An 18,549-nucleotide genomic window follows, 5' to 3' on the forward strand; every position below is an offset into this window, starting at 1 on the left:
TTGGTCAGCCGCCCCGGATTGGGCTATGCTGAGCCTCGCGTCGAGGGCGACAATCAGAGTTAGACGTCGGGAGTTTGCGTGGGACACCAGCGACAGACGGGGCTGCATCCATGATGACGTTGCCGAGACTGGCGGCTGAGACCCTGGAGAAGTTGCTGGGCTCGTTCATGCGCCGCCGGTTCGACGAGTCCTATGCCAGGGTGCTGGAGGCGTCGACCCGCACCGCGCTCGAATGCATCGGCAACAGCGACGCGCTCTACCACAACATCGAGCATACGATGCTGGTGACGTTGGCCGCCCAGTCGATCCTGATGGGGCGCAACCTCCACGCTCATCTCGATGCGGAAGACTACCTCCACGTCCTCATCGCCTGCCTCGCCCACGATATCGGCTACGTGCGGGGCCTGTTCGAGGAGGACGACGAAGACGGCTTTCTGGTCGACGAGGCCGGCACCAAGGTGTCACTGCCCCGCGGTGCATCCGATGCCAGCCTGATGATGTACCACGTTGACCGGTCGAAGCTTTTCGTGAGGCGGCGGCTGCCATCGATCCGCGGCGTGGACTCCGAGCGTGTCGCCCGCGCCATCGAGGGGACGCGTTTTCCCGCCCGCCAGGGCCAGGAATACGACGACGAGGCCTCGATCCTGCGCGCCGCCGACTTCATCGGCCAGCTCGGCGATCCCAACTATCTGCGCAAGGCCAACGCACTCTATTACGAGTTCGAGGAAGTCGGCATGAATCGACAGCTCGGCTACGACTCGCCCGCCGACATCGTGAACCGCTACCCGCAATTCTATTGGAACAGCGTGGCACCGCACATCCAGACCGAGATCGGCTATCTCAACAAGACCGAGATCGGCCGGCAGTGGATCGCCAATCTCTACAGCAACGTCTTCCGCGCCGAACGCGATATTACGCTGTCGGGGCCGCAGAAATAGGCACGTGATCCAAAGCGGATGCTGCCGCGTTGATGCGGGATGACAGGTCCCTTTCAAGTGGTCGTGGCGGTATGCGCGGATCTTTGACGACCCATATTGTTTTCGCACTCCTCGTGGTCGGGATCGGCTTCGCCATCGGCAGCACGAACCTGCCGGGCGAGTGGTACGGCGCGCTGATCAAGCCGCCGTTCAACCCGCCGAACTGGGTCTTCGCGCCGGCGTGGTCCGTGATCTATTTGCTGATCGCGCTCGCCGGCGCGCGGACCTGGCGCCAGGCGCCTGATGGCAGGGCCATGCTGCTCTGGGCTGCGCAGATGCTGCTCAACTTCGCCTGGTCGCCGGTTTTCTTTACCTGGCACCGCACCGGCCTCGCACTCGGCATCATCGTCGCGATGCTGCTGGCGATTATCGGCTTCATCGTCGAGTGCTGGCCGACGGACCGGACGGCGGCATTGCTGTTCGTTCCTTATTCCGCCTGGGTCGCATTCGCCACCCTGCTCAACGCCAGCATCTTCATTCTCAATTGAGCCGGCGATCAGGTCGCTGCGTCCACGATCTTCGTTGCCTGCCGCCGTATCGCACGCAATTCCCCAGCGTCCTTGCGATCGAGATTGGCATATTGATTGTTCATCCGGCCATTGCGGGCGAAGCGTTTGCGGTGCCTGTCCAGGAAGTTCCAGTACAGCGTGGTGAACGGGCATGCGTTCTCGCCGGTCGCCTGCTTGGGATCGAAACGGCAATGCCGGCAATGGTCGCTCATGCGGTTGATGTAGTGGCCCGACGCGGCGTAGGGCTTCGTGCCGACGATCCCGCCATCACCATGCTGGCTCATGCCGAGCGTGTTCGGCAACGAGACCCAGTCGACCGCGTCCCAGAACATCGACATATGCCAGCGATGGACATCGTAGGGCCTGACGCCGAGCAGCATGGCGAACAGGCCCAGCACCATCAGCCGCTCGATGTGGTGAGCGTAGGCATGGTCAATGGTATGGCCGATCGCTTCGGCGAGGCAGCGCATCTCGGTCTCGCCGGTCCAGTAGAATTTCGGCATCGGCAGTTCGGCGCCCAGCGCGTTCGCTTCGGCGTAGTGCGGCATGCGCTGCCAGTAGATGCCGCGGACGAATTCGCGCCAGCCGATGACCTGGCGTACAAACCCTTCCAGCGCGTTCAGTGGTGCCGACGGGCTCCGCAACGCCGACTGCACAACCTCCAACGGGCGCAGCTGGTGCAGGTTCAGCGGCCCCGACAGAACCGAGTGGTAGAGGAAAGGCTCGCCGGAGCGCATTGCATCCTGATAGGTTCCGAACAGGGGGAGCCGATTTGCGACGAAGTCCTCCAATTGCATCAGCGCCTGCGCGCGCGTGACCGGGAGGTCGAAATCGTCGAGCTTGCCGGGGCTGTCGGCAAAACGCAGCGCAACCAGCCGCAGCACCTCCGTCGTGAGCGCGTCCGGCGCGCAGGTCGGCCGAGAAGGGACCCCAGGGCTGGCCTTGCCGAATGATTTTCGGTTTTCGGCATCGAAGTTCCACGCACCGCCGACAGGCCGTCCCCCGTCATCCATCAGCAGTCCGGTCTTCCGGCGCATGGCGCGATAGAACGTCTCCAGGATCGGCCGGGGATGTCGTTCGGAAAAGGTCGCGAACTCGTCGCGCGAACACAGGAAATGGCGGTCGATGCGAAGCTCCGGCGGCTGGACCAGCCGGCGGAGCTTTTCGGCGACCCGCCAGTCGCCAGGCTCGACCACGATCGTGCGCGATGGCCTCAGCACATGCTGGGCCCGGGCGATCTCGGTTTCGAATCGGCCGGTGTTTTCCGGGGCGTCGATCTCGACATAGTGCACGCGCCGCCCGCGCGCGGCGAGTTCATCCCTGAAATGGCGCATCGATGCGAGAAAGTAAGCGATGCGTTTTTTGTGCTGCGGGATGTAGGAGGTTTCTTCCATCACCTCCATTTGCAGCACAACGTCCCGGTCGGCCTCGAAGCCGTCGAATGCGGCGCTGTCGAGGTCGAGCTGGTCGCCGAGCACCAGCACCAGATTCCTGACCTGCTGCTCCGGCTTGCCGGATCTGGCCACGTGCCGGCTCACGGATGCGGCGCCATCACGTTCGGGGTGCACGACAGGCATTCCTCGCGCAGCGACACCACCGTCCGCCGCAGCCAGGTCTTGATCGTACCGACCGGCACGCCGTAGCGCTGCGCCAGCATCAAGCGGCTTTCACCTTCGAGATAGGCCCGCGAGAGCAACTGTCGGCGTTCATCGGGAAGCCGCTCGATGGCGCGGGCTGCGATCGGCTGCGCGAGGTCGTAGTCGAATTCGTCTCCTGAATCGGCGGCGTCAGGCACCGCCAGCGCTTCATCGAGATCCGCCGTCGGCACTTGCTTGAGCCGTACGGCGTCGATCGCGGTGTTCCGCATGATCGCGCACATCCAGGTGATCGGCGATGAACGGCTCGGATCGAAGTGGGCAGCGTGCTTCCAGATCTTCAGATAAGCGTCCTGGAGCAGATCGTCGAGGTCCGCATTGACTGGCGCAATCGGGCGCGCGGTCTTGCGCAGCTTGTTGCGAGTCGCGGCGAAGAGCTCGGCGAACGCGCGCTGATCGCCGCGTCCGACGCGGGCGAGAAGATCGCTCAGACGCTCGATCATCGGGTCCCGGGCCGTCAGCCTGCCGCAGCTCATTTCCTCGTCCTCCAGCGTAACCTGACAAGAGAACGACGGCGCGGCGCGACTGGATCAGGTGAGGGTGCTCAAAGCCGCACGAAGGGCGATATCAGGCGGCCGAGCCAGCCGTGCAGCTGCAAATCGCCGCGCATGGCGACGAGGCAAAGGCACGGCCTGTCGCCGCCGACGATCGGCTGATGATCGACCTCGCCGTCGCCGAAATCGAAATCGCCCGCCCGGTAGTCGCCGCCTTCATGGCTGAAGCTGCCTTTGAGCACCAGGGTCAGCTCCGTTCCGGTGTGCGAATGCTCCAGCATGCGCGTGCCGGGTGCCGACCACAGCAGGAACGCGCGCGACTTATCGGCGCCGGGCAGGATGATCGGTTGCATCTTGACGCCGGGCGCGACGCGCCGGCTTTTGCCGAACCGGCAGCGGAGCAGAATCTCCGGCAGATCGTCGTCAAGGGGCGGCACCGGCTGCGAAACGTCCGGAGCCGGCACCGATGCCATCTCCGGCGCGTCGATCGCAGCAATCACCGTCGCGAACGCGTCGTCCGCCATGGCGACCGGAGCGGCTTGCTCGAGCGCAGCACCGGCAAGCTGCTCGATCGCGGCAATGAAGCGCCGGCAGCGCGGGCATTGCGCGGCATGGACGCCGACGACGAGGCGGTCGGCCTCGTCGAGCCGGCCGGCGGCGAAATCCGCCAGGAGATCTTCAGGGGGATGATGTTTGATGGTCATGTCAGTCGTCCAAGAGATCCCTGAGCCGCGCCATGGCAAGCCTGATGCGAGATTTGACCGTTCCGAGCGGAATACCGAGCGTTTCAGCTATCTCGCCGTGCGGCCGTTCCTCGATAAACGACATCCGGATCACTTTGGATTGCTCCTCGGACAATCGCTCCAGGGCGGCTGCCACGCGCGAGACATCGTCGCGCCTAGCCATCATGGTCTCCGGCGAGTCCACGACCTCAGGCGTCTCATCCCGTTCAGCGCTCACCGCGGCCTTGGCCCGCCGTGCCGCCTGCCGTGCGGAATCGATGCGCAGGTTGCGCGCGATGGTGAAGATCCATGCGGCAGCGCCCGCCGACGCGGGGTCGAACTGGGCGGCTTTCCGCCATACGGTCAGCAGTGTTGTCTGCGCAATTTCCTCCGCAGCGTCGGCGTTCATCCCGGTCTTGACCAGGAATCCCTTCACGCGCGGAGCAAAATGCTCGAACAAAAGCTTGAACGCCGCCCGATCGCCATGGGCCGCGACGCGTCCGATCAGTTCAGCCCATTCCACTGTCGCCTTGGGCCTTTCGCCTATGAATCCTCGAGGCCGTTCCCGCCGCGGAGCCGCGGCAGGGGTGATGCGCCACAAGGGCCTGCTCACAGCGCGAAGACCGGCGGTCATGAAGCCTCGGTTGACATGTTTTGTCCATAACGACCGATGCCGCCCTCCGGATCACCTCCATGAGCTCTTTCGTTGTAGGTGCCCGGCCAGGCGGCGACAAGCGGCGATATTCCGGTGGCCAGGTTCCCGTTTGCGGCAAAACCTCGGCATTCGCGCACCGTTTCTTCATCGTGCCGTCCTTCGGTCCGGCCGATTTCTCCTGCCTAAACCTGCATTTAATACGCCGCATGGTTGGATCGGCCGCTCGGCCTTGGTCGGGCGAGGCGGCGTTCATCTGCCGCTAACCCTGTAAGAACCCGTCCTGATCCAATCGCAAACCTGCCTCGTATCTGCTTTCCGGGAGAAAGAATTCGCATGTGGCAAGCCCTGACCTGTCTGCCCGCCGAGCACGACCTGCGCTACGTCACGGTCGCGGTGCTGGTTTGCATGCTGGGGTCGCTGCTATCCATGCGGCTGCTCGCGCGCGTCCGGCGCAACTCCGGCGCGCGGCGCTTCAACCTGCTGTTCCTGTCCGGCCTCGTCGCCGGGGGCACGGTATGGACCACGCATTTTGCGGCGATGCTCGGCTACAACGCCCCGGTCGCGCGCGCCTTCGAACCCGGGCTGACCTTCGTATCGCTGATGATCACCGTGATCTTCGCCTGGGTCGGCTTCTTCATCACCACCCGCACCCGGCTCGGGCCCGCGATCGAGGGCGGCGGCGCGATCTTCGGTCTCGGCATCGCGGCGATGCATTACACCGGCATGGCGGCGTTCGAAGTGCCCGGCGTGCTCGGCTGGAATTATCCGCTCGTCGTGTTGTCCGTCGTGTTCGCGGCCGGCTTTGGTGCGGTCGCAGCAAACCGCATCGCACGGCCGGTCACGCGTTTCTGCAAATATGGCGGCGCGCTCTCGATGATCCTGGCGATCGTGTCGCTGCATTTCACCGGCATGGCCGCGGTCACCGTGTACCCGGTGTTCGACGTCGCGGTGCCGCCCCAGGCCCTGTCCGATACCTTCATGATCACCAGCGTCATCGTCGGCATCAGCCTGATGATGGCGATGGCGGCGTCTGCTTACGCGATCGACCTGCAGGCCGCCCACGAGGCCACCGAGAGCTACAAGAAGCAGGCGCTGCACGATCCCTTGACCGGCTTGCCGAACCGCAACGGATTGGCCCAACAACTGCACGAGCTGCTCGTCGGACGCGGCGATGACACCGCCCGCGTGATCGTGCTGGCGATCGATCTCGACCGCTTCAAGGACATCAACGACGTTCACGGCCATGTCGGAGGCGACCACCTGCTGCGGCAGGTCGCCCAGCGTATCGCCGGCCAGCTGCAGTCGGGTGAATTTCTGGCGCGCACCGGCGGCGACGAATTCGTCGCCGTGAAGAGCGACGTCTTCGCCCGCGGCGAGGCCGTCAAATTCGCCGAGCGCCTGCGCAACATCGTGATCGATCCGGTCGAGTGGCAGCACCAGACGCTTGCAGTCGGTTGCAGCATCGGCATTGCCTTGTTTCCCGAGCACGGGCAGGCCGGCGACCTGCTCATCCAGCGCGCCGATCTGGCGATGTATCGCGCCAAGAGCCTTGGGCGCGGCAAGATCTGTACCTATGAGCCGTCGATGGACGAGGCGAGCCGCGCCCGCGCCGAGCTTGCGATCGACCTCAAGCGTGCGCTCGCTGGCAACGAATTCGAGCTCTACTACCAGGTGCAAAATGACACCAACACCGGCGGCATCGTCGGCTTTGAGGCGCTGATCCGCTGGAATCATCCGCAGAAGGGACGCATTCCGCCGGATGCCTTCATCCCGATCGCCGAAGAGAACGGCCTGATCATCGAGATCGGCGACTGGGTGATGCGCACGGCCTGCACCACCGCCGCGCAATGGCGCCAGCCTTTCAAGGTCGCGGTCAACGTCGCGCCGATGCAGCTCAATCACGATCTGCCGCGGCGCGTGAGGGAAATCCTGAACGAGACGGGCCTGTCGCCGTCGCGGCTCGAGATCGAGCTGACCGAGAGCGGCATCATCGCCGACCGCCAGCACGCGCTGCAGATCGTGCTGGCGCTCAAGGCGATCGGCGTCACCGTAGCCATGGACGATTTCGGCACCGGCTATTCCTCGCTCTCGACGCTGCAGGCGTTTCCGTTCGACAAGATCAAGGTCGACAAGAGCTTTGTCCAGGCGGTCGAGACCAGCGTGCATGCGGCCGCGATCGTCAAGGCGACGCTGCTGCTCGGTCGCAGTCTCAACATCCCCGTGCTGGCTGAAGGCGTCGAGACAACGCGTCATCTCGACTTCCTGCGCCATGAGGGCTGCGACAGCGTGCAAGGCTACCTGTTCGGCCGGCCGATGCCGGTCGAGGTGGTGACTCGCATGATCGACGACGAGAAGGCGTCGCGGCCAGCGGCGGCCGATGCGCGCAGGTCGGTCGAGGCCGCCTGAGACTCAAACCTCCCGGCCGTGCAGCTTCCAAAGCTCGTAGACAGTGTCCCAATCCGGAACCTCGTCGGGCGCATAGCGGAAGATTTTGCCGGTCCCGAGCGTCCGGAAGTTCTTCATCGCCTTGAGGTGCGCGCCGCTCGCAACGAAGGCGCGCATGCTGACGAGATCCGACCAGGCTGTCAGCGTGTGATAGGTCCCGCCGACGATCTTGGCTTCGACCGCGACAACTCCGGAGGCATTGCGTGCCTGCGCCAGCGATCGGAACGTCCGCCACCAGAACCTCGGCAATTGCGCAATGCCGCGCGGGCGGAAGCCGGTCATGGAGACATAGACCATGCTGAACCTTCATTGTGATGCTGCAGGAACGTTGCGCAAAAGGGGTTGGATCACCGACAGGCGCGGGTTAGGCTCTTGCGCCAGGTCGAGTGCGTAGCATGCAACACAAATCCGTCACGACTGACGTTCTGGACATCGCCTATCTCGACTACGGCGCGCCTGATGGCTGGCCCTGCATCATGGGCCACGGCTTCCCCTACGACGTGAACGCCTATGCCGCGGCCGCGCCGCTGATCGCGCAGGCCGGCGCGCGAGTGCTGGTACCGTGGCTGCGCGGCTACGGGCCGACGCGGTTCCGGTCGGCTCGGACGCTGCGCTCAGGCGAGCAGGCGGCGCTCGGTGCAGATCTCCTGGCGTTCATGGATGCCCTCGGCATTCAGCGCGCCGTCGTCGGCGGCTATGATTGGGGTGGGCGCGCGGCCTGCGTCGTGTCGGTGCTGTACCCCGAGCGCGTCGTCGGGCTCGTTTCCGGCAATTCCTACAACATCCAGAACATCGCCCGTTCCATGGAGCCGGCCTCACCGCCGGAAGAGGCGGCGCTGTGGTACCAATACCTGTTTCACAACGAGCGCGGCCGCCGCGCGCTGGAGCGCAATCGCCGCGGTTTCGCCCGCCAGCTGTGGGCGATGTGGTCGCCGACATGGCAATTCGACGATGCCACTTTCGAGCAGAGCGCGGCGTCGTTCGACAATCCTGATTTCGTCGATGTCGTGATCCATTCCTATCGCCACCGCTATGCGCTGGTCGAAGGCGATCCTGCCTACGCTGCCATTGAGGCGAAGCTCGCCGAGCAGCCTCAGGTGCGTGTCCCCACCATCGCAATCGACGGCGATAGCGATGGTGTCAATCCCGGCACCGCGCATCATGCGAAGAAGTTCGAGGGTTTCTTCGAACGGCGCGTTTTCACCGGCGCCGGCCACAATCTGCCGCAGGAGCAGCCGGCCGAATGGGCGCAGGCCGTGCTCGACCTGCGCAACGCGGCCGCGCGAAACTGAGCCTTCGCACGCGACGTTGATTTGCGTCAACGCTGACGGCCGCCGGGACTGCTCTGCTGGCTGGCGCCCCGGCACCATGCTATCCCGAGATGTGCTCTGGGGCGTCACATGCAGGAGGCGCGTCATGACAAGTGCTTCGGATACATCTCAACATTTGGGTCTCGGCTCCGGCATCGCCGCGTTGCATGCCAAATGGGGCTGGATCGTTGCCCTTGGCGTCGTCTACCTCATCGCCGGCTTCGTCGCGCTCGGCAGCGTGGTGATGGCGACGGTGGCGAGCGTGCTCGTGGTCGGCGCGATGATGATCGTTGCCGGTGCTGCCGAGATCATCGGCGCATTCCAGATGAAGAGCTGGGGCAAGTTCCTGATCTGGGCGCTGCTCGGCGTGCTCTATGTCATCGCGGGCTTCCTCACCTTCGACAACCCGCTGTTCGCGGCAGTCCTGCTGACGCTGTTCCTGGGCGCGTCCCTGATCGCCTCAGGCGCCGTCAGGCTGTTCCTCGCCTTCAGCATGAAGCGCGAGAGCCCGTGGGTGTGGGTGGCGCTGTCAGGCGCCATCACGCTGCTGCTCGGTCTGTTGATCGTCGCGCGCTGGCCGGTGAACAGCGTCTACATCCTCGGCCTGTTCCTCGGCATCGACCTGGTCATGGCGGGCGCCGGCTGGATCAGCCTGGGCCTCGCCTTGAAGCAGCGCCGCTGATCAATCCAGCGGCATCTCGTCGAGCGGCCAGATCGGGCGGCGAACCTTGCGATAGGTGAGGGTCGTGTAGTCGTTCGTGGCAAGGCCGCCGCTGTCGGCCAGAATCACCTGCTTGGCCATCGGCCCGAAAGCGGCGCGGAAGTGGTGGGCGGACTTGACCGCGACGACCCGAAACTGCGCCGGCTCCGCGCCGAGAATGCGGAACATTTCCTGATCATAGGTTTGCAGCGTGTTGGTCGACAGGGCGATCGAGATGCCGTTCACCTCGAGCAGGGCGGAGGGGCCGAGCGTCATGGGCTGACCGGCATTCATCGGTCCCTCGCAGACGAAGGCACCATCCGACAGCGCGGCAACGCGCCCGGTCAGCGTGAGTGGCGGCCCGTAGCTTACGGGATCGCGTTTGGCGCCGAGGACGAGGTCGAGGCTGGCGCCGAGGCCTGCGGCATGACAGTGGGCGGCGGCTTCGGGATCGCCGAGCACACCGAGCAGCACGCCTTTGACGTCGGCCTGCAGCAGCGCCTCCAACAGGCGGACGCCGTCGCCATAGGCACCCGAACCCGGGTTGTCGCTGTAGTCGGCAATGACAAGGGGGCGGGTGTCGGCGACATCGGCTGCGGCCTCGGCGGCAAGCCTGGTCGCGGTCGGCAGATCATGCACCGCGACGGTGACCTCGGCGCGGCGACGGACCATCTCGTCATAGAGCGCCGCCGCAGCCTGCCGCGCCGCCGTCTCGGCGGCGTTGTGCGAGGCATCGTAGGTCACCTGCACGCTGGGGCCGACCTCGGCAATGTCCGAGCGGCTGAAGCCCGCGCAGACGTCGACCGACAACAGGCCAGGCGTCCGTGCTTCCATGCCCGCAGCGCGCGCCAGCAGATCGCTCATCACGCCGCCCTGGGTTCGTCCGTGATTGCATCCGTCGAGCAGCGGTCCCTGCAGGTGGGCGACCTTCGGACGGATCTTGCCGTCCATCGCCGCTTGCAGCAGATCGGCCGCGCGAAGTGCCGTCTCGTACTGGTCGATGTGCGGATAGGTCCGGTAGGGCAGCATGATGTTGGCCAGCCGGCCCATGCGTTCGGTGACGTTGGCATGCAGGTCGAGCGTCACCGCGATCGGGATCGTCTCGCCGAGCCGTTTGCGCAAACCTTCCAGCAACGCACCCTCGGCATCGTCCTCGGTTTCGGTCACCATCGCGCCATGCAGTGCGAGGATGACGCCGTCGAGCGGGCCCGTCTCGCAGGCCGCGTAGAGCAGGCGTTGCAGTTCGGCCCAGCAGTCGGCCGTCACCTTGCCGGACGGCGTGGCCGAGGCTGCAATCGGCTGAACCAGCGTCCAGCCGTAGCGCTTGGCCGCAGCCAGATGCCCGGCGATCTCCATCCTGGTGGTGCCGAGCGCCGGGGCGATCTCGGCTCCCAGGAGAAACAGCCGCTTGCGATAATCATCGAGCGTGGTGGGAACGATCGAGAAAGTGTTGGTCTCGTGGGCGATCTGCGCAGAGAGCACACGTCGCGTCCGGCTCATGGGCGCTCCTCCTTGTCCATCGAGGCCGCGGGGCCGACCTCGCATCCTCGCAAACCACTTCGCTAGCATCGAATCGGGCCGCCCCACCAGCCGGTTGACGCAAGACCGTTATGCCGAACTCCGCTGGTCTGACACACAGCAAAACGGCGCCGCTTAGCGCGTACGACAAAGCTCCGGGAGAAACCATGAAAGCCGCCTTGGTCCTGGCCGCAGCGCTGGCAGCCACCTGCCTGTCCGCGCCCGTCTCCGCCCAGAAATCCTATGGTCCCGGCGTCACCGATACCGAGATCAAGATCGGCAACACCATGCCCTATAGCGGGCCGGCCTCGCCGCTCGGCATCACCGGCCGGGTGCTCGCGGCCTATTTCGACGAGATCAACGAGAAGGGCGGCGTCAACGGCCGCAAGCTGAATCTCCTGTCGCTCGACGATGCCTTCTCGCCGCCGAAGACCATGGAAGCCGCGCGGCGCCTGGTCGAAGGCGACGGCGTCGCCTTCATCTTCGCAACCATGGGAACGGCGCCGAGTTCGGCGATCGCGAAATATCTCAACAGCAACAAGGTGCCGCAGCTGTTCCTGATCAGCTCGGCCTCGAAGTGGAACGATCCCGCCAATATGCCGTGGTCGATGGCGCTGCCCTGGGCGCCCAACTACACCAGCGAGGCCGCGATCGACGTAGCCTATGCCCGCGCGAAAAATCCCAATGCGCGCTTCGCCGTGCTCTACCAGAACGACGATGCCGGCAAGGAATATCTTCGCGGCGTGAAGGAAGCGCTCGGCGCTGATGCCGACAAGGCGATCGCGATGGCCTCGAGCTTCGAGGTCAGCGACCCCACCGTCGACTCCCAGGTGCTGACGCTCGCCAACACCAAGGCCGACGTCTTCATGATCTACTCGGTGACGCCGCGCGCTTGCGCGCAGGCGATCCGAAAAGCGCATGAGGTCGGCTGGCAGCCGACGCGCTTCCTCGCGAGCGGTTGTGCCAACAAGGCGACCGTGATGGCGCCCGCCGGTCTCGATGCCGGCAAGGGCGTGCTGTCGCTCGGCTCGCTGAAGCCGTTCACGGCGGAACCGAAGGACGATCCGGCGATGTCGGCCTATATCGACTTCATGAAGCGGCGCCTGCCGAATGCCGACATCAACAACGTCGCCGCGCTGTACGGCTACACCGTCGCCGAGGCGCTGGTCGTGGTGCTCAAGCAATGCAAGGACAATCTGACACGCGAAAACATCATGGCGCAGGCCTCGAACCTGAAGAACGTGCCGCTGTCGCTGCTCCTGCCCGGCATCACCCTCAACACCACGCCGCAGGATTTCCGCCCGATCAAGGACGGCTACATGCTCCAGTTCGACGGCAACGACTGGGTCGTCGCGAGCGAGCTGTTGAAGGGGACGTGAGCGGGGGAGCGGCTCTCTCTGCACGTTCGGTACCGTAGGGTGGGCAAAGGCGCGCTTGCGCCGTACCCACCACCTGTCAATGATCGAGAGAGATGGTGGGCACGCTCCGCTTTGCCCACCCTACGAGACCGACGCAAGGGGCGCGACCGGGAGGATTAAGATGGACTTTCAACACTCCGCCCGTTCGCTGGAGCTTCAGGCCCGCGTCCGCCGGTTTATGCGCGATCATGTCGAACCGGTCGAGGAACTCTATTACGAGCAGGTGAAGCCGGAAGCCGCGCGCTACAAGACACCGCCGGTCCTGCAGGACCTGAAGCGGCTGGCGCGGGAGCAGGGGCTCTGGAATCTGTTTCTCTCCGGCGAGCACGGTCCGGGCCTCACCAATCTCGAATACGCGCCGGTCAAGGAGATCATGGGCCGCATCCTCTGGGCGCCGGAAGTGTTCAATTGCTCGGCCCCCGATGTCGGCAACATGGAGGTGCTGGCGAACTACGGCACCAGGGCGCAGCAGGAGCGCTGGCTGAAGCCGCTGCTGGAGGGGCGCATCCGCTCCGGCTTCTCGATGACCGAGCCGCAGGTCGCCTCCAGCGATGCCACCAACATCCAGTGCGCGATCACGCGCGATGGCGACGACTACGTCATCAACGGCCGCAAGTGGTTCACCTCGGGCGCGATGAACGAGGATTGCGAGATCCTGATCGTGATGGGCAAGACCGCCCCTGATGATCCCGACCGCCATCGCCAGCAATCCATGATCCTGGTGCCGCGAAATACGCCCGGGGTCCGCATCATCAGGGACATGCTCACCTACGGCTATGACGACGCGCCCGTCGGCCACCCCGAGATCGTCTATGACAACGTCCGTGTGCCGGCCGAGAACATGTTGCTCGGCGAAGGTCGTGGCTTCGAGATCGCGCAAGGAAGACTGGGCCCAGGCCGCATCCATCACTGCATGCGACTGATCGGCTGCGCGCAGCGCGCGCTGGAACTGATGTGCCGGCGCTCGGTCTCGCGCGTCGCCTTCGGCAAGCCGCTCGCCGAGCAGGGCTCGGTGCGTGAGGACATCGCGCACTCCTTCTGCGAGATCGCGCAAGCGCGGCTGCTCACGCTGCAGGCCGCCGACAGGATGGACCGCGAGGGCAACAAGGCCGCGCGCGATCTGATCGCCGCCGCCAAGATCGTGGTCCCGAGCATGGCCGCCCGCGTCATCGACCGCGCCATCCAGATCCACGGCGCCGCAGGCGTCTCGCAGGATACGTTCCTCGCCCGCGCCTATGTCTACGCCCGCTTCATCCGCATCGGCGATGGTCCGGATCAAGTGCATCTTGCCGCGGTCGGCAAGGAACTGATCAAGCGTGGCGGCGTGATGGCGTAGCGGAGGCTGGCGCCTCCCTTGCCGAACAACGACTGCAACATGTTTGCCGTCTGGCGCGATTGCGGCTTTCGCGGGTGTTGCGCCACACGGCTCGATCGCCGGCCACGTAAGATTCCGGGAAGTCGAGACGCATGACTCCCGGAGTCATGTTGCTGACGCAATCCCTGTCTTAGACGGCGACAACCAAGCACGTGCGGGAATCACTCTGGTTCCCCCACCGGTTCCGCTGCCAACGCTGGCGCGATTTCCGCAAAGGACTGGCGCAAGTTCGCAAAACGCGTCCGCGTTTGCCTGCCCATGCTCTGCGGCATCGAGAACCGAACGAACAATCAAAGGAGAAGTAATGGAGTTCCGCTCGAGCGCCGCGATGTGCGGCGCCCTGGTTGCGCTTGCCGTGTCTGCGACTTCCGCCCGTTGTGAAACAGATGAGGTTCGATCAGGCGCCGTTGTCGAAGCTGCCTGTGAGGAAGCGATCGTCGGCGCGGCATCCTCGTACAATCCGCTCAAGCCCGGCAAGGAGGAGGGCGGTCCGAGCACAGCCTCCGGCGAGCGTTATGATCCCGAGGTGTGGACGGCCGCCATCAAGACGAGCCTGCGCGAGAAGTTTGGCGGCGTCCAATTTGGGGCAAGGCCGAAATTCGCGCTGGTCGAGGCCGTCGGCAAGAAGGTGATCGTCAAGATCAACGACGTGGGGCCGCTCAAGCCTGGCCGCATCATCGATCTCAACGAGCGGACGATGCGCCATTTCGATCCGAGCATGGAGCTTGGCGTCATTCCCGCCGTCACGGTCAGGCCGCTGTCGGGAGACGATTGGACGCCGGGGCCTGTTGGCTGAACGCTGTCGTCGGCGTAACGGCTCGCGCGTTGCGAACTCTACACCGAGCAGTCCCTGACCTCACCGGCAGCGGGCGGAGACGCGGACGTCCGACATTGCCGGCCTCCAACTGCCGACCTGGAGGACATCGTCACCAGGCATTACGAAGCCTGGGATCGAGACCATCTGGTGCTCGATACCGCCAGCGCGTCGCTTGATCATCTGCTCGGACGGGTGGAGATGTATCTTCGCGACGCGATCGGGTGATGGCGTTTCGCCAGGCGCGACATTTTGTTGACGCCGAGTTTCGTCATCATCCGTTCAAAATTCGTAGCTAGTCTTTCCTGCGACGGTTGGTTCGCCGGATGTACGCGAACTGAATCGCAAGCCTCGGCGCGCGTGCCGGGGCTTTTCGTTGTCGAGCACGGGCTTGCAACCAGCCTACGTGCTCGGAAGAAGATCATCGCGGGAAGACCGCGAAGCCGATCTTGGCACTTGAAGCCGATCGTACCCCTTCGGGTCTGCTGCCGTCACAGACCGCGCACCCTCATCCCGCCCTGGCGGCGCGGTTCTCCGCCGCGCCCGAACGCAGGTTCTGGAAGAACTTCTCCACCTCGCGCGACAGCGTGTCCGCGGTCGCGGTCAGGCTGCTCGCCGCCGTCAGCACCGAAGATGCCGCCGTGTCGGTCTCGCCGATGGCGTCGCGCAGCGAGGTAATGTTGGCGACCAGCGTCTCGTTGCCCTGCGCGGCCGATTGCGCATTGGAGGAAATCTCGCGCGTGGCCTGGTCCTGCTGCCCGACGGCGCCCGCGATCGCGGAGGTGACCTCGTTGATCTCCCGCACCGCGCCGCCGATCTCGCGGACGGCGTCGACGGCGTTGCGGGTGGAGGACTGGATCATCGCGACGTTCTCGCTGATGTCGGCCGTCGCCTTCGCGGTCTGGCCGGCCAGCGCCTTGACCTCGTGGGCGACGACGGCAAAGCCGCGGCCGGCGTCTCCGGCGCGTGCGGCCTCGATGGTGGCGTTGAGCGCGAGCAGATTGGTCTGCTCGGCGATTGCCTGGATCAGGCTGAGCACGCCGTCGATGCGTTGCGTGGCGGCGGCGAGGCTCTCGATCTCGGCGATCGATTTTTCGGTGCGCTGGCCGGTCTGCTCGACCGCGCTTGCGCTCTGCCGCACCTGGCGGCCGATCTCCTCGACGGAGGCAGAGAGCTCTTCGGCGGCGCCCGCGACCGCCGTGACGTTGTGCGAGGCCTGCTTGCTGGCATTCGCCGCCGTGCCGGCGCGGCCATTCGCGTCCGCGGTGATGCGCGTGATGGTCTGCGCCGTCTCGCGCATGACACCGGCGTTGTCGCTGAGGCCGCGCATGATCGCGCCGATCGCCTCGCCAAACGCCTCGACGGATTGCTCGATGTGGCGCGCGCGCTGTCCGCGCGCGGCGGAATCCTGCGAAACCTGCGAGGCGAGGTTGCGGTTGCGGCTCATCGCGTCCTGGAACACCTCGATGGCGCGGGCGAGTGCGCCGATCTCGTCGGCACGGCCGGCGTGCGGCACCACGACGTTCTCCGCGCCGTCGGCGACCTGCTTGATGGTCGCGGTGATCGCGGCGAGCGGCCGGGCGATCGAGCGGGCGATGATGACGATGCCGATCACGACCAGCGCCAGCGCCACGCCGCCGAGGCAGGTCAGCGCGAACGACAGCGTGCGGTTGGTCTCGGTCTGAAGCGCGATCTGCCTGGCGCGCTCGGCATAGACTTTGGACAGCGCCTCGAGATCCTTGTTCAGCGCCGATCGCACGGCGCGGTTGGCGTCGTTGTCGCCCCATTCGCGCCCGGCAGCCGCATTGATCTCGACGCCGCGGCGGACCAGCTCCTTGCGGAACTCGACGAACTGCTCGATGCGCTTCTTGAAGCTCGCGAACTGCTCGGCGTCGTCGGCCTTGACGATGGTCTCCCAGCGCTTGACGACGTTCAGGATCTGGTCGTTGAACTTGAGCAGGCCTTCACCGAATTTCTTAACCAATGCCGGTTCGGTCGACATGTAGACGCCGCGGGATTCCATCACGACCGCATAGACCAGCGAGTTGACGCGCTCGACATTCAGCGCGGCCGCATTCGCCGTCTCGATCGCGCTGGTCAGCTCGGCGCCGCGGCGGCTGTTGTAATCGGACAACATCGCGATTCCCGCGGTCAGCAGGGCGAACAGCGCGAAGATCGCGTAGAGCCTGGCGGCCAGCGTGAAACGGCCTGCCGGGCCGCCAGCATTCCCAGATCGGTCTGACGTCATGTTGTTCGAAACCCGAATGGCCTGCGAGGCCGGTAAGTGCTCTCGGTCGCGTATAATGTATACAACGCTATACCGAACTAAGGTGGACGTGGCGTTAACGCGCAGCCATCCTTGGGCGCTAAGCTGCTTTGGAGCCGGCCAGAGGTCTATGAGACACGGAGAGCGTTTTGGTCTACCGCCACGCCATTGACGCCACGACTTACACCTTCCCGGACCTGCGCGACCTGCTCGCCAAGGCAACGCCGCCGCGCTCTGGCGACCGGCTGGCCGGCATTGCCGCTGGCAGCTCCGAGCAGATGATCGCCGCGCGGATGGCTTTGGCGGACGTCCCCCTCGGCCGGTTCCTCCAGGAAGTCGTCGTTCCCTACGAGACCGACGAGGTCACCCGCCTCATCATCGACAGCCATGACGCCGGGGCCTTTGCGCCGGTCTCCTCCCTCACGGTCGGCGCCTTCCGCGACTGGCTGCTCTCGGACGCCGCGACGCCCGAGGTCTTGCGCAAGCTTGCGCCTGGCATCACCCCGGAAATGGCGGCCGCGGTCTCAAAGCTGATGCGCAACCAGGACCTGATCCTGGCGGCGCGGAAGTGCCAGGTCACGACCGCCTTCCGCAACACCATCGGCCTGAAGGGCCGGATGAGCACGCGGCTCCAGCCCAATCACCCTTTCGACGATGCCAGGGGCATCACCGCCTCGATCCTCGACGGCTTGCTGCTCGGGGCGGGCGATGCCTGCATCGGCATCAATCCGGCGAGCGACGATCCGGCGGTGATCGGGCAATTGCTGCGGCTGCTGGATGAAATCATCGCGCGGCTGAAAATTCCGACGCAAGGCTGCGTGCTGACCCATGTCACCACGACCCTGTCGCTGATCGGGCAGGGCGCGCCCGTTGACCTCGTCTTCCAGTCGGTCGCCGGCACCGAGGCCGCCAACCGCTCCTTCGGCATCGACCTCGCGCTGCTGACGGAGGCGCAGGCGGCCGGGCTGTCGCAGAAGCGCGGCACGGTCGGCGACAACGTGATGTATTTCGAGACCGGGCAAGGCTCGGCGCTCTCGGCCAATGCGCATCACGGCGTCGACCAGCAGACCTGCGAGGCACGGGCCTATGCGGTCGCCCGGGCGTTTGCGCCATTGCTGGTCAACAGCGTCGTCGGCTTCATCGGTCCGGAATATCTTTACGACGGCAAGGAGATCATCCGGGCGGGGCTGGAGGACCATTTCTGCGGCAAGTTGCTCGGCCTGCCGCTCGGCGTCGACATCTGCTACACCAACCATGCCGAAGCGGACCAGGACGACATGGACAATCTCCTGACGCTGCTTGCCGCGGCCGGCGTCACCTTCATCATGGGGGTGCCTGGCGCCGACGACGTCATGCTGAACTACCAGTCCACCTCCTTCCACGACGCGCTCTATGTCCGTGACGTCTTCGGCGTGGCCCGCGCGCCCGAATTCGACGACTGGCTGGTGCGATCAGGTATTGCCGGCGCCGACTTCCGGCTTGCCGGTGGCGCCGGCCTCTTGCCCGATTTTGCCTCGCGGCTGATCGCGTGATGCGAGAAATCTCGCGAAAACCCCGCCCATCGGCGTGATCAGGGGAAACCATTGGCGCGCCTTGCGAATTAGTTCGATGCCACAATATTGAGGAATTCCGGTCGCAGCATTACGCTATGTTTCTGGTGACCTCGTCAGTACCGTTGGAAGAACGTGGTT

The 18,549-nt window shown here is 65.1% G+C and carries 16 protein-coding genes; 9 read left to right on the forward strand and 7 right to left on the reverse strand.

Going from position 1 to position 18,549, the window contains the following annotated elements:
* Nucleotides 1–110 precede the first annotated feature (110 nt).
* Nucleotides 111–938 (forward strand): HD domain-containing protein, encoded by an 828-nt coding sequence (locus tag JQ621_RS28610; protein WP_212239726.1) that lies wholly within the window; start codon nucleotides 111–113, stop codon nucleotides 936–938.
* An 83-nt stretch (nucleotides 939–1,021) separates the two neighbouring features.
* Entirely contained in the window at nucleotides 1,022–1,465 is a 444-nt protein-coding gene (locus tag JQ621_RS28615; RefSeq protein WP_312015453.1) for a TspO/MBR family protein, read from the forward strand.
* Nucleotides 1,466–1,473: 8 nt separating this feature from the next.
* Here JQ621_RS28615 and JQ621_RS28620 read toward each other — a convergent pair whose 3' ends face one another.
* The 4 genes from JQ621_RS28620 to JQ621_RS28635 form a co-directional block, all read right to left on the reverse strand.
* Nucleotides 1,474–3,012, reverse strand: coding sequence for a cryptochrome/photolyase family protein (locus JQ621_RS28620; protein WP_409334253.1), 1,539 nt, complete (start codon nucleotides 3,010–3,012; stop codon nucleotides 1,474–1,476).
* 8 nt (nucleotides 3,013–3,020) lie between these two features.
* Complete coding sequence (locus JQ621_RS28625; RefSeq protein ID WP_212239731.1) at nucleotides 3,021–3,617, reverse strand: sigma-70 family RNA polymerase sigma factor; 597 nt, start codon at nucleotides 3,615–3,617, stop codon at nucleotides 3,021–3,023.
* A gap of 68 nt (nucleotides 3,618–3,685) precedes the next feature.
* Entirely contained in the window at nucleotides 3,686–4,339 is a 654-nt protein-coding gene (locus tag JQ621_RS28630; RefSeq protein WP_212239733.1) for a ChrR family anti-sigma-E factor, read from the reverse strand.
* Nucleotide 4,340: 1 nt separating this feature from the next.
* The gene (locus tag JQ621_RS28635) at nucleotides 4,341–4,880 is read right to left on the reverse strand and encodes a sigma-70 family RNA polymerase sigma factor (protein ID WP_212239876.1); all 540 of its coding nucleotides are present in this window, start codon (nucleotides 4,878–4,880) and stop codon (nucleotides 4,341–4,343) included.
* Nucleotides 4,881–5,345: 465 nt separating this feature from the next.
* On the opposite strand from JQ621_RS28635, the gene JQ621_RS28640 reads away from it, so the two are divergent.
* Complete coding sequence (locus JQ621_RS28640) at nucleotides 5,346–7,418, forward strand: putative bifunctional diguanylate cyclase/phosphodiesterase (protein ID WP_212239736.1); 2,073 nt, start codon at nucleotides 5,346–5,348, stop codon at nucleotides 7,416–7,418.
* Nucleotides 7,419–7,421: 3 nt separating this feature from the next.
* Here the strand turns inward: JQ621_RS28640 and JQ621_RS28645 are convergent, their stop codons facing one another.
* On the reverse strand, nucleotides 7,422–7,754 hold the full coding sequence (locus JQ621_RS28645; RefSeq protein ID WP_212239738.1) for a hypothetical protein: 333 nt from the start codon (nucleotides 7,752–7,754) through the stop codon (nucleotides 7,422–7,424).
* Nucleotides 7,755–7,852: 98 nt separating this feature from the next.
* Between JQ621_RS28645 and JQ621_RS28650 the strand changes: the two genes are divergently transcribed.
* Complete coding sequence (locus JQ621_RS28650; RefSeq protein ID WP_212239740.1) at nucleotides 7,853–8,749, forward strand: alpha/beta fold hydrolase; 897 nt, start codon at nucleotides 7,853–7,855, stop codon at nucleotides 8,747–8,749.
* 124 nt (nucleotides 8,750–8,873) lie between these two features.
* Complete coding sequence (locus JQ621_RS28655) at nucleotides 8,874–9,449, forward strand: HdeD family acid-resistance protein (protein ID WP_212239741.1); 576 nt, start codon at nucleotides 8,874–8,876, stop codon at nucleotides 9,447–9,449.
* Here JQ621_RS28655 and JQ621_RS28660 read toward each other — a convergent pair whose 3' ends face one another.
* Nucleotides 9,450–10,967, reverse strand: coding sequence for a M81 family metallopeptidase (locus JQ621_RS28660; protein WP_212239743.1), 1,518 nt, complete (start codon nucleotides 10,965–10,967; stop codon nucleotides 9,450–9,452).
* A gap of 185 nt (nucleotides 10,968–11,152) precedes the next feature.
* Between JQ621_RS28660 and JQ621_RS28665 the strand changes: the two genes are divergently transcribed.
* The 3 genes from JQ621_RS28665 to JQ621_RS28675 all read left to right on the forward strand — a co-directional run bounded on the left by JQ621_RS28665 (nucleotide 11,153) and on the right by JQ621_RS28675 (nucleotide 14,574).
* Nucleotides 11,153–12,364 carry an ABC transporter substrate-binding protein gene (locus JQ621_RS28665; protein WP_212239752.1) on the forward strand — a complete coding sequence of 404 codons (1,212 nt, stop codon included), beginning with the start codon at nucleotides 11,153–11,155 and terminating at the stop codon, nucleotides 12,362–12,364.
* A 160-nt stretch (nucleotides 12,365–12,524) separates the two neighbouring features.
* Entirely contained in the window at nucleotides 12,525–13,739 is a 1,215-nt protein-coding gene (locus JQ621_RS28670) for an acyl-CoA dehydrogenase family protein (protein ID WP_212239753.1), read from the forward strand.
* 343 nt (nucleotides 13,740–14,082) lie between these two features.
* Nucleotides 14,083–14,574, forward strand: a complete 492-nt coding sequence (locus tag JQ621_RS28675) for a septal ring lytic transglycosylase RlpA family protein (RefSeq protein ID WP_212239756.1) — start codon at nucleotides 14,083–14,085, stop codon at nucleotides 14,572–14,574.
* Nucleotides 14,575–15,100: 526 nt separating this feature from the next.
* On the opposite strand, the gene JQ621_RS28680 is transcribed toward JQ621_RS28675, so the two are convergent.
* Nucleotides 15,101–16,840: a methyl-accepting chemotaxis protein gene (locus JQ621_RS28680; protein WP_212239759.1), complete on the reverse strand. Its 1,740-nt coding sequence runs from the start codon at nucleotides 16,838–16,840 to the stop codon at nucleotides 15,101–15,103.
* A 167-nt stretch (nucleotides 16,841–17,007) separates the two neighbouring features.
* Between JQ621_RS28680 and JQ621_RS28685 the strand changes: the two genes are divergently transcribed.
* The gene (locus JQ621_RS28685; RefSeq protein ID WP_212239761.1) at nucleotides 17,008–18,390 is read left to right on the forward strand and encodes an ethanolamine ammonia-lyase subunit EutB; all 1,383 of its coding nucleotides are present in this window, start codon (nucleotides 17,008–17,010) and stop codon (nucleotides 18,388–18,390) included.
* Nucleotides 18,391–18,549 lie beyond the last annotated feature (159 nt).

Source organism: Bradyrhizobium manausense (genome assembly GCF_018129685.1).
Taxonomy (GTDB): Bacteria; Pseudomonadota; Alphaproteobacteria; order Rhizobiales; family Xanthobacteraceae; genus Bradyrhizobium; species Bradyrhizobium manausense_D.

Bases quoted from the DNA above. Each gene is read 5' to 3' on its own strand.
- JQ621_RS28650 (WP_212239740.1), top strand. From the start codon at position 7,853: ATGCAACACAAATCCGTCACGACTGACGTTCTGGACATCGCCTATCTC.
- JQ621_RS28625 (WP_212239731.1), bottom strand. From the start codon at position 3,617: ATGAGCTGCGGCAGGCTGACGGCCCGGGACCCGATGATCGAGCGTCTG.
- JQ621_RS28670 (WP_212239753.1), top strand. From the start codon at position 12,525: ATGGACTTTCAACACTCCGCCCGTTCGCTGGAGCTTCAGGCCCGCGTC.
- JQ621_RS28645 (WP_212239738.1), bottom strand. From the start codon at position 7,754: ATGGTCTATGTCTCCATGACCGGCTTCCGCCCGCGCGGCATTGCGCAA.
- JQ621_RS28655 (WP_212239741.1), top strand. From the start codon at position 8,874: ATGACAAGTGCTTCGGATACATCTCAACATTTGGGTCTCGGCTCCGGC.
- JQ621_RS28675 (WP_212239756.1), top strand. From the start codon at position 14,083: ATGGAGTTCCGCTCGAGCGCCGCGATGTGCGGCGCCCTGGTTGCGCTT.
- JQ621_RS28665 (WP_212239752.1), top strand. From the start codon at position 11,153: ATGAAAGCCGCCTTGGTCCTGGCCGCAGCGCTGGCAGCCACCTGCCTG.
- JQ621_RS28640 (WP_212239736.1), top strand. From the start codon at position 5,346: ATGTGGCAAGCCCTGACCTGTCTGCCCGCCGAGCACGACCTGCGCTAC.
- JQ621_RS28610 (WP_212239726.1), top strand. From the start codon at position 111: ATGATGACGTTGCCGAGACTGGCGGCTGAGACCCTGGAGAAGTTGCTG.
- JQ621_RS28660 (WP_212239743.1), bottom strand. From the start codon at position 10,967: ATGAGCCGGACGCGACGTGTGCTCTCTGCGCAGATCGCCCACGAGACC.
- JQ621_RS28630 (WP_212239733.1), bottom strand. From the start codon at position 4,339: ATGACCATCAAACATCATCCCCCTGAAGATCTCCTGGCGGATTTCGCC.
- JQ621_RS28680 (WP_212239759.1), bottom strand. From the start codon at position 16,840: ATGACGTCAGACCGATCTGGGAATGCTGGCGGCCCGGCAGGCCGTTTC.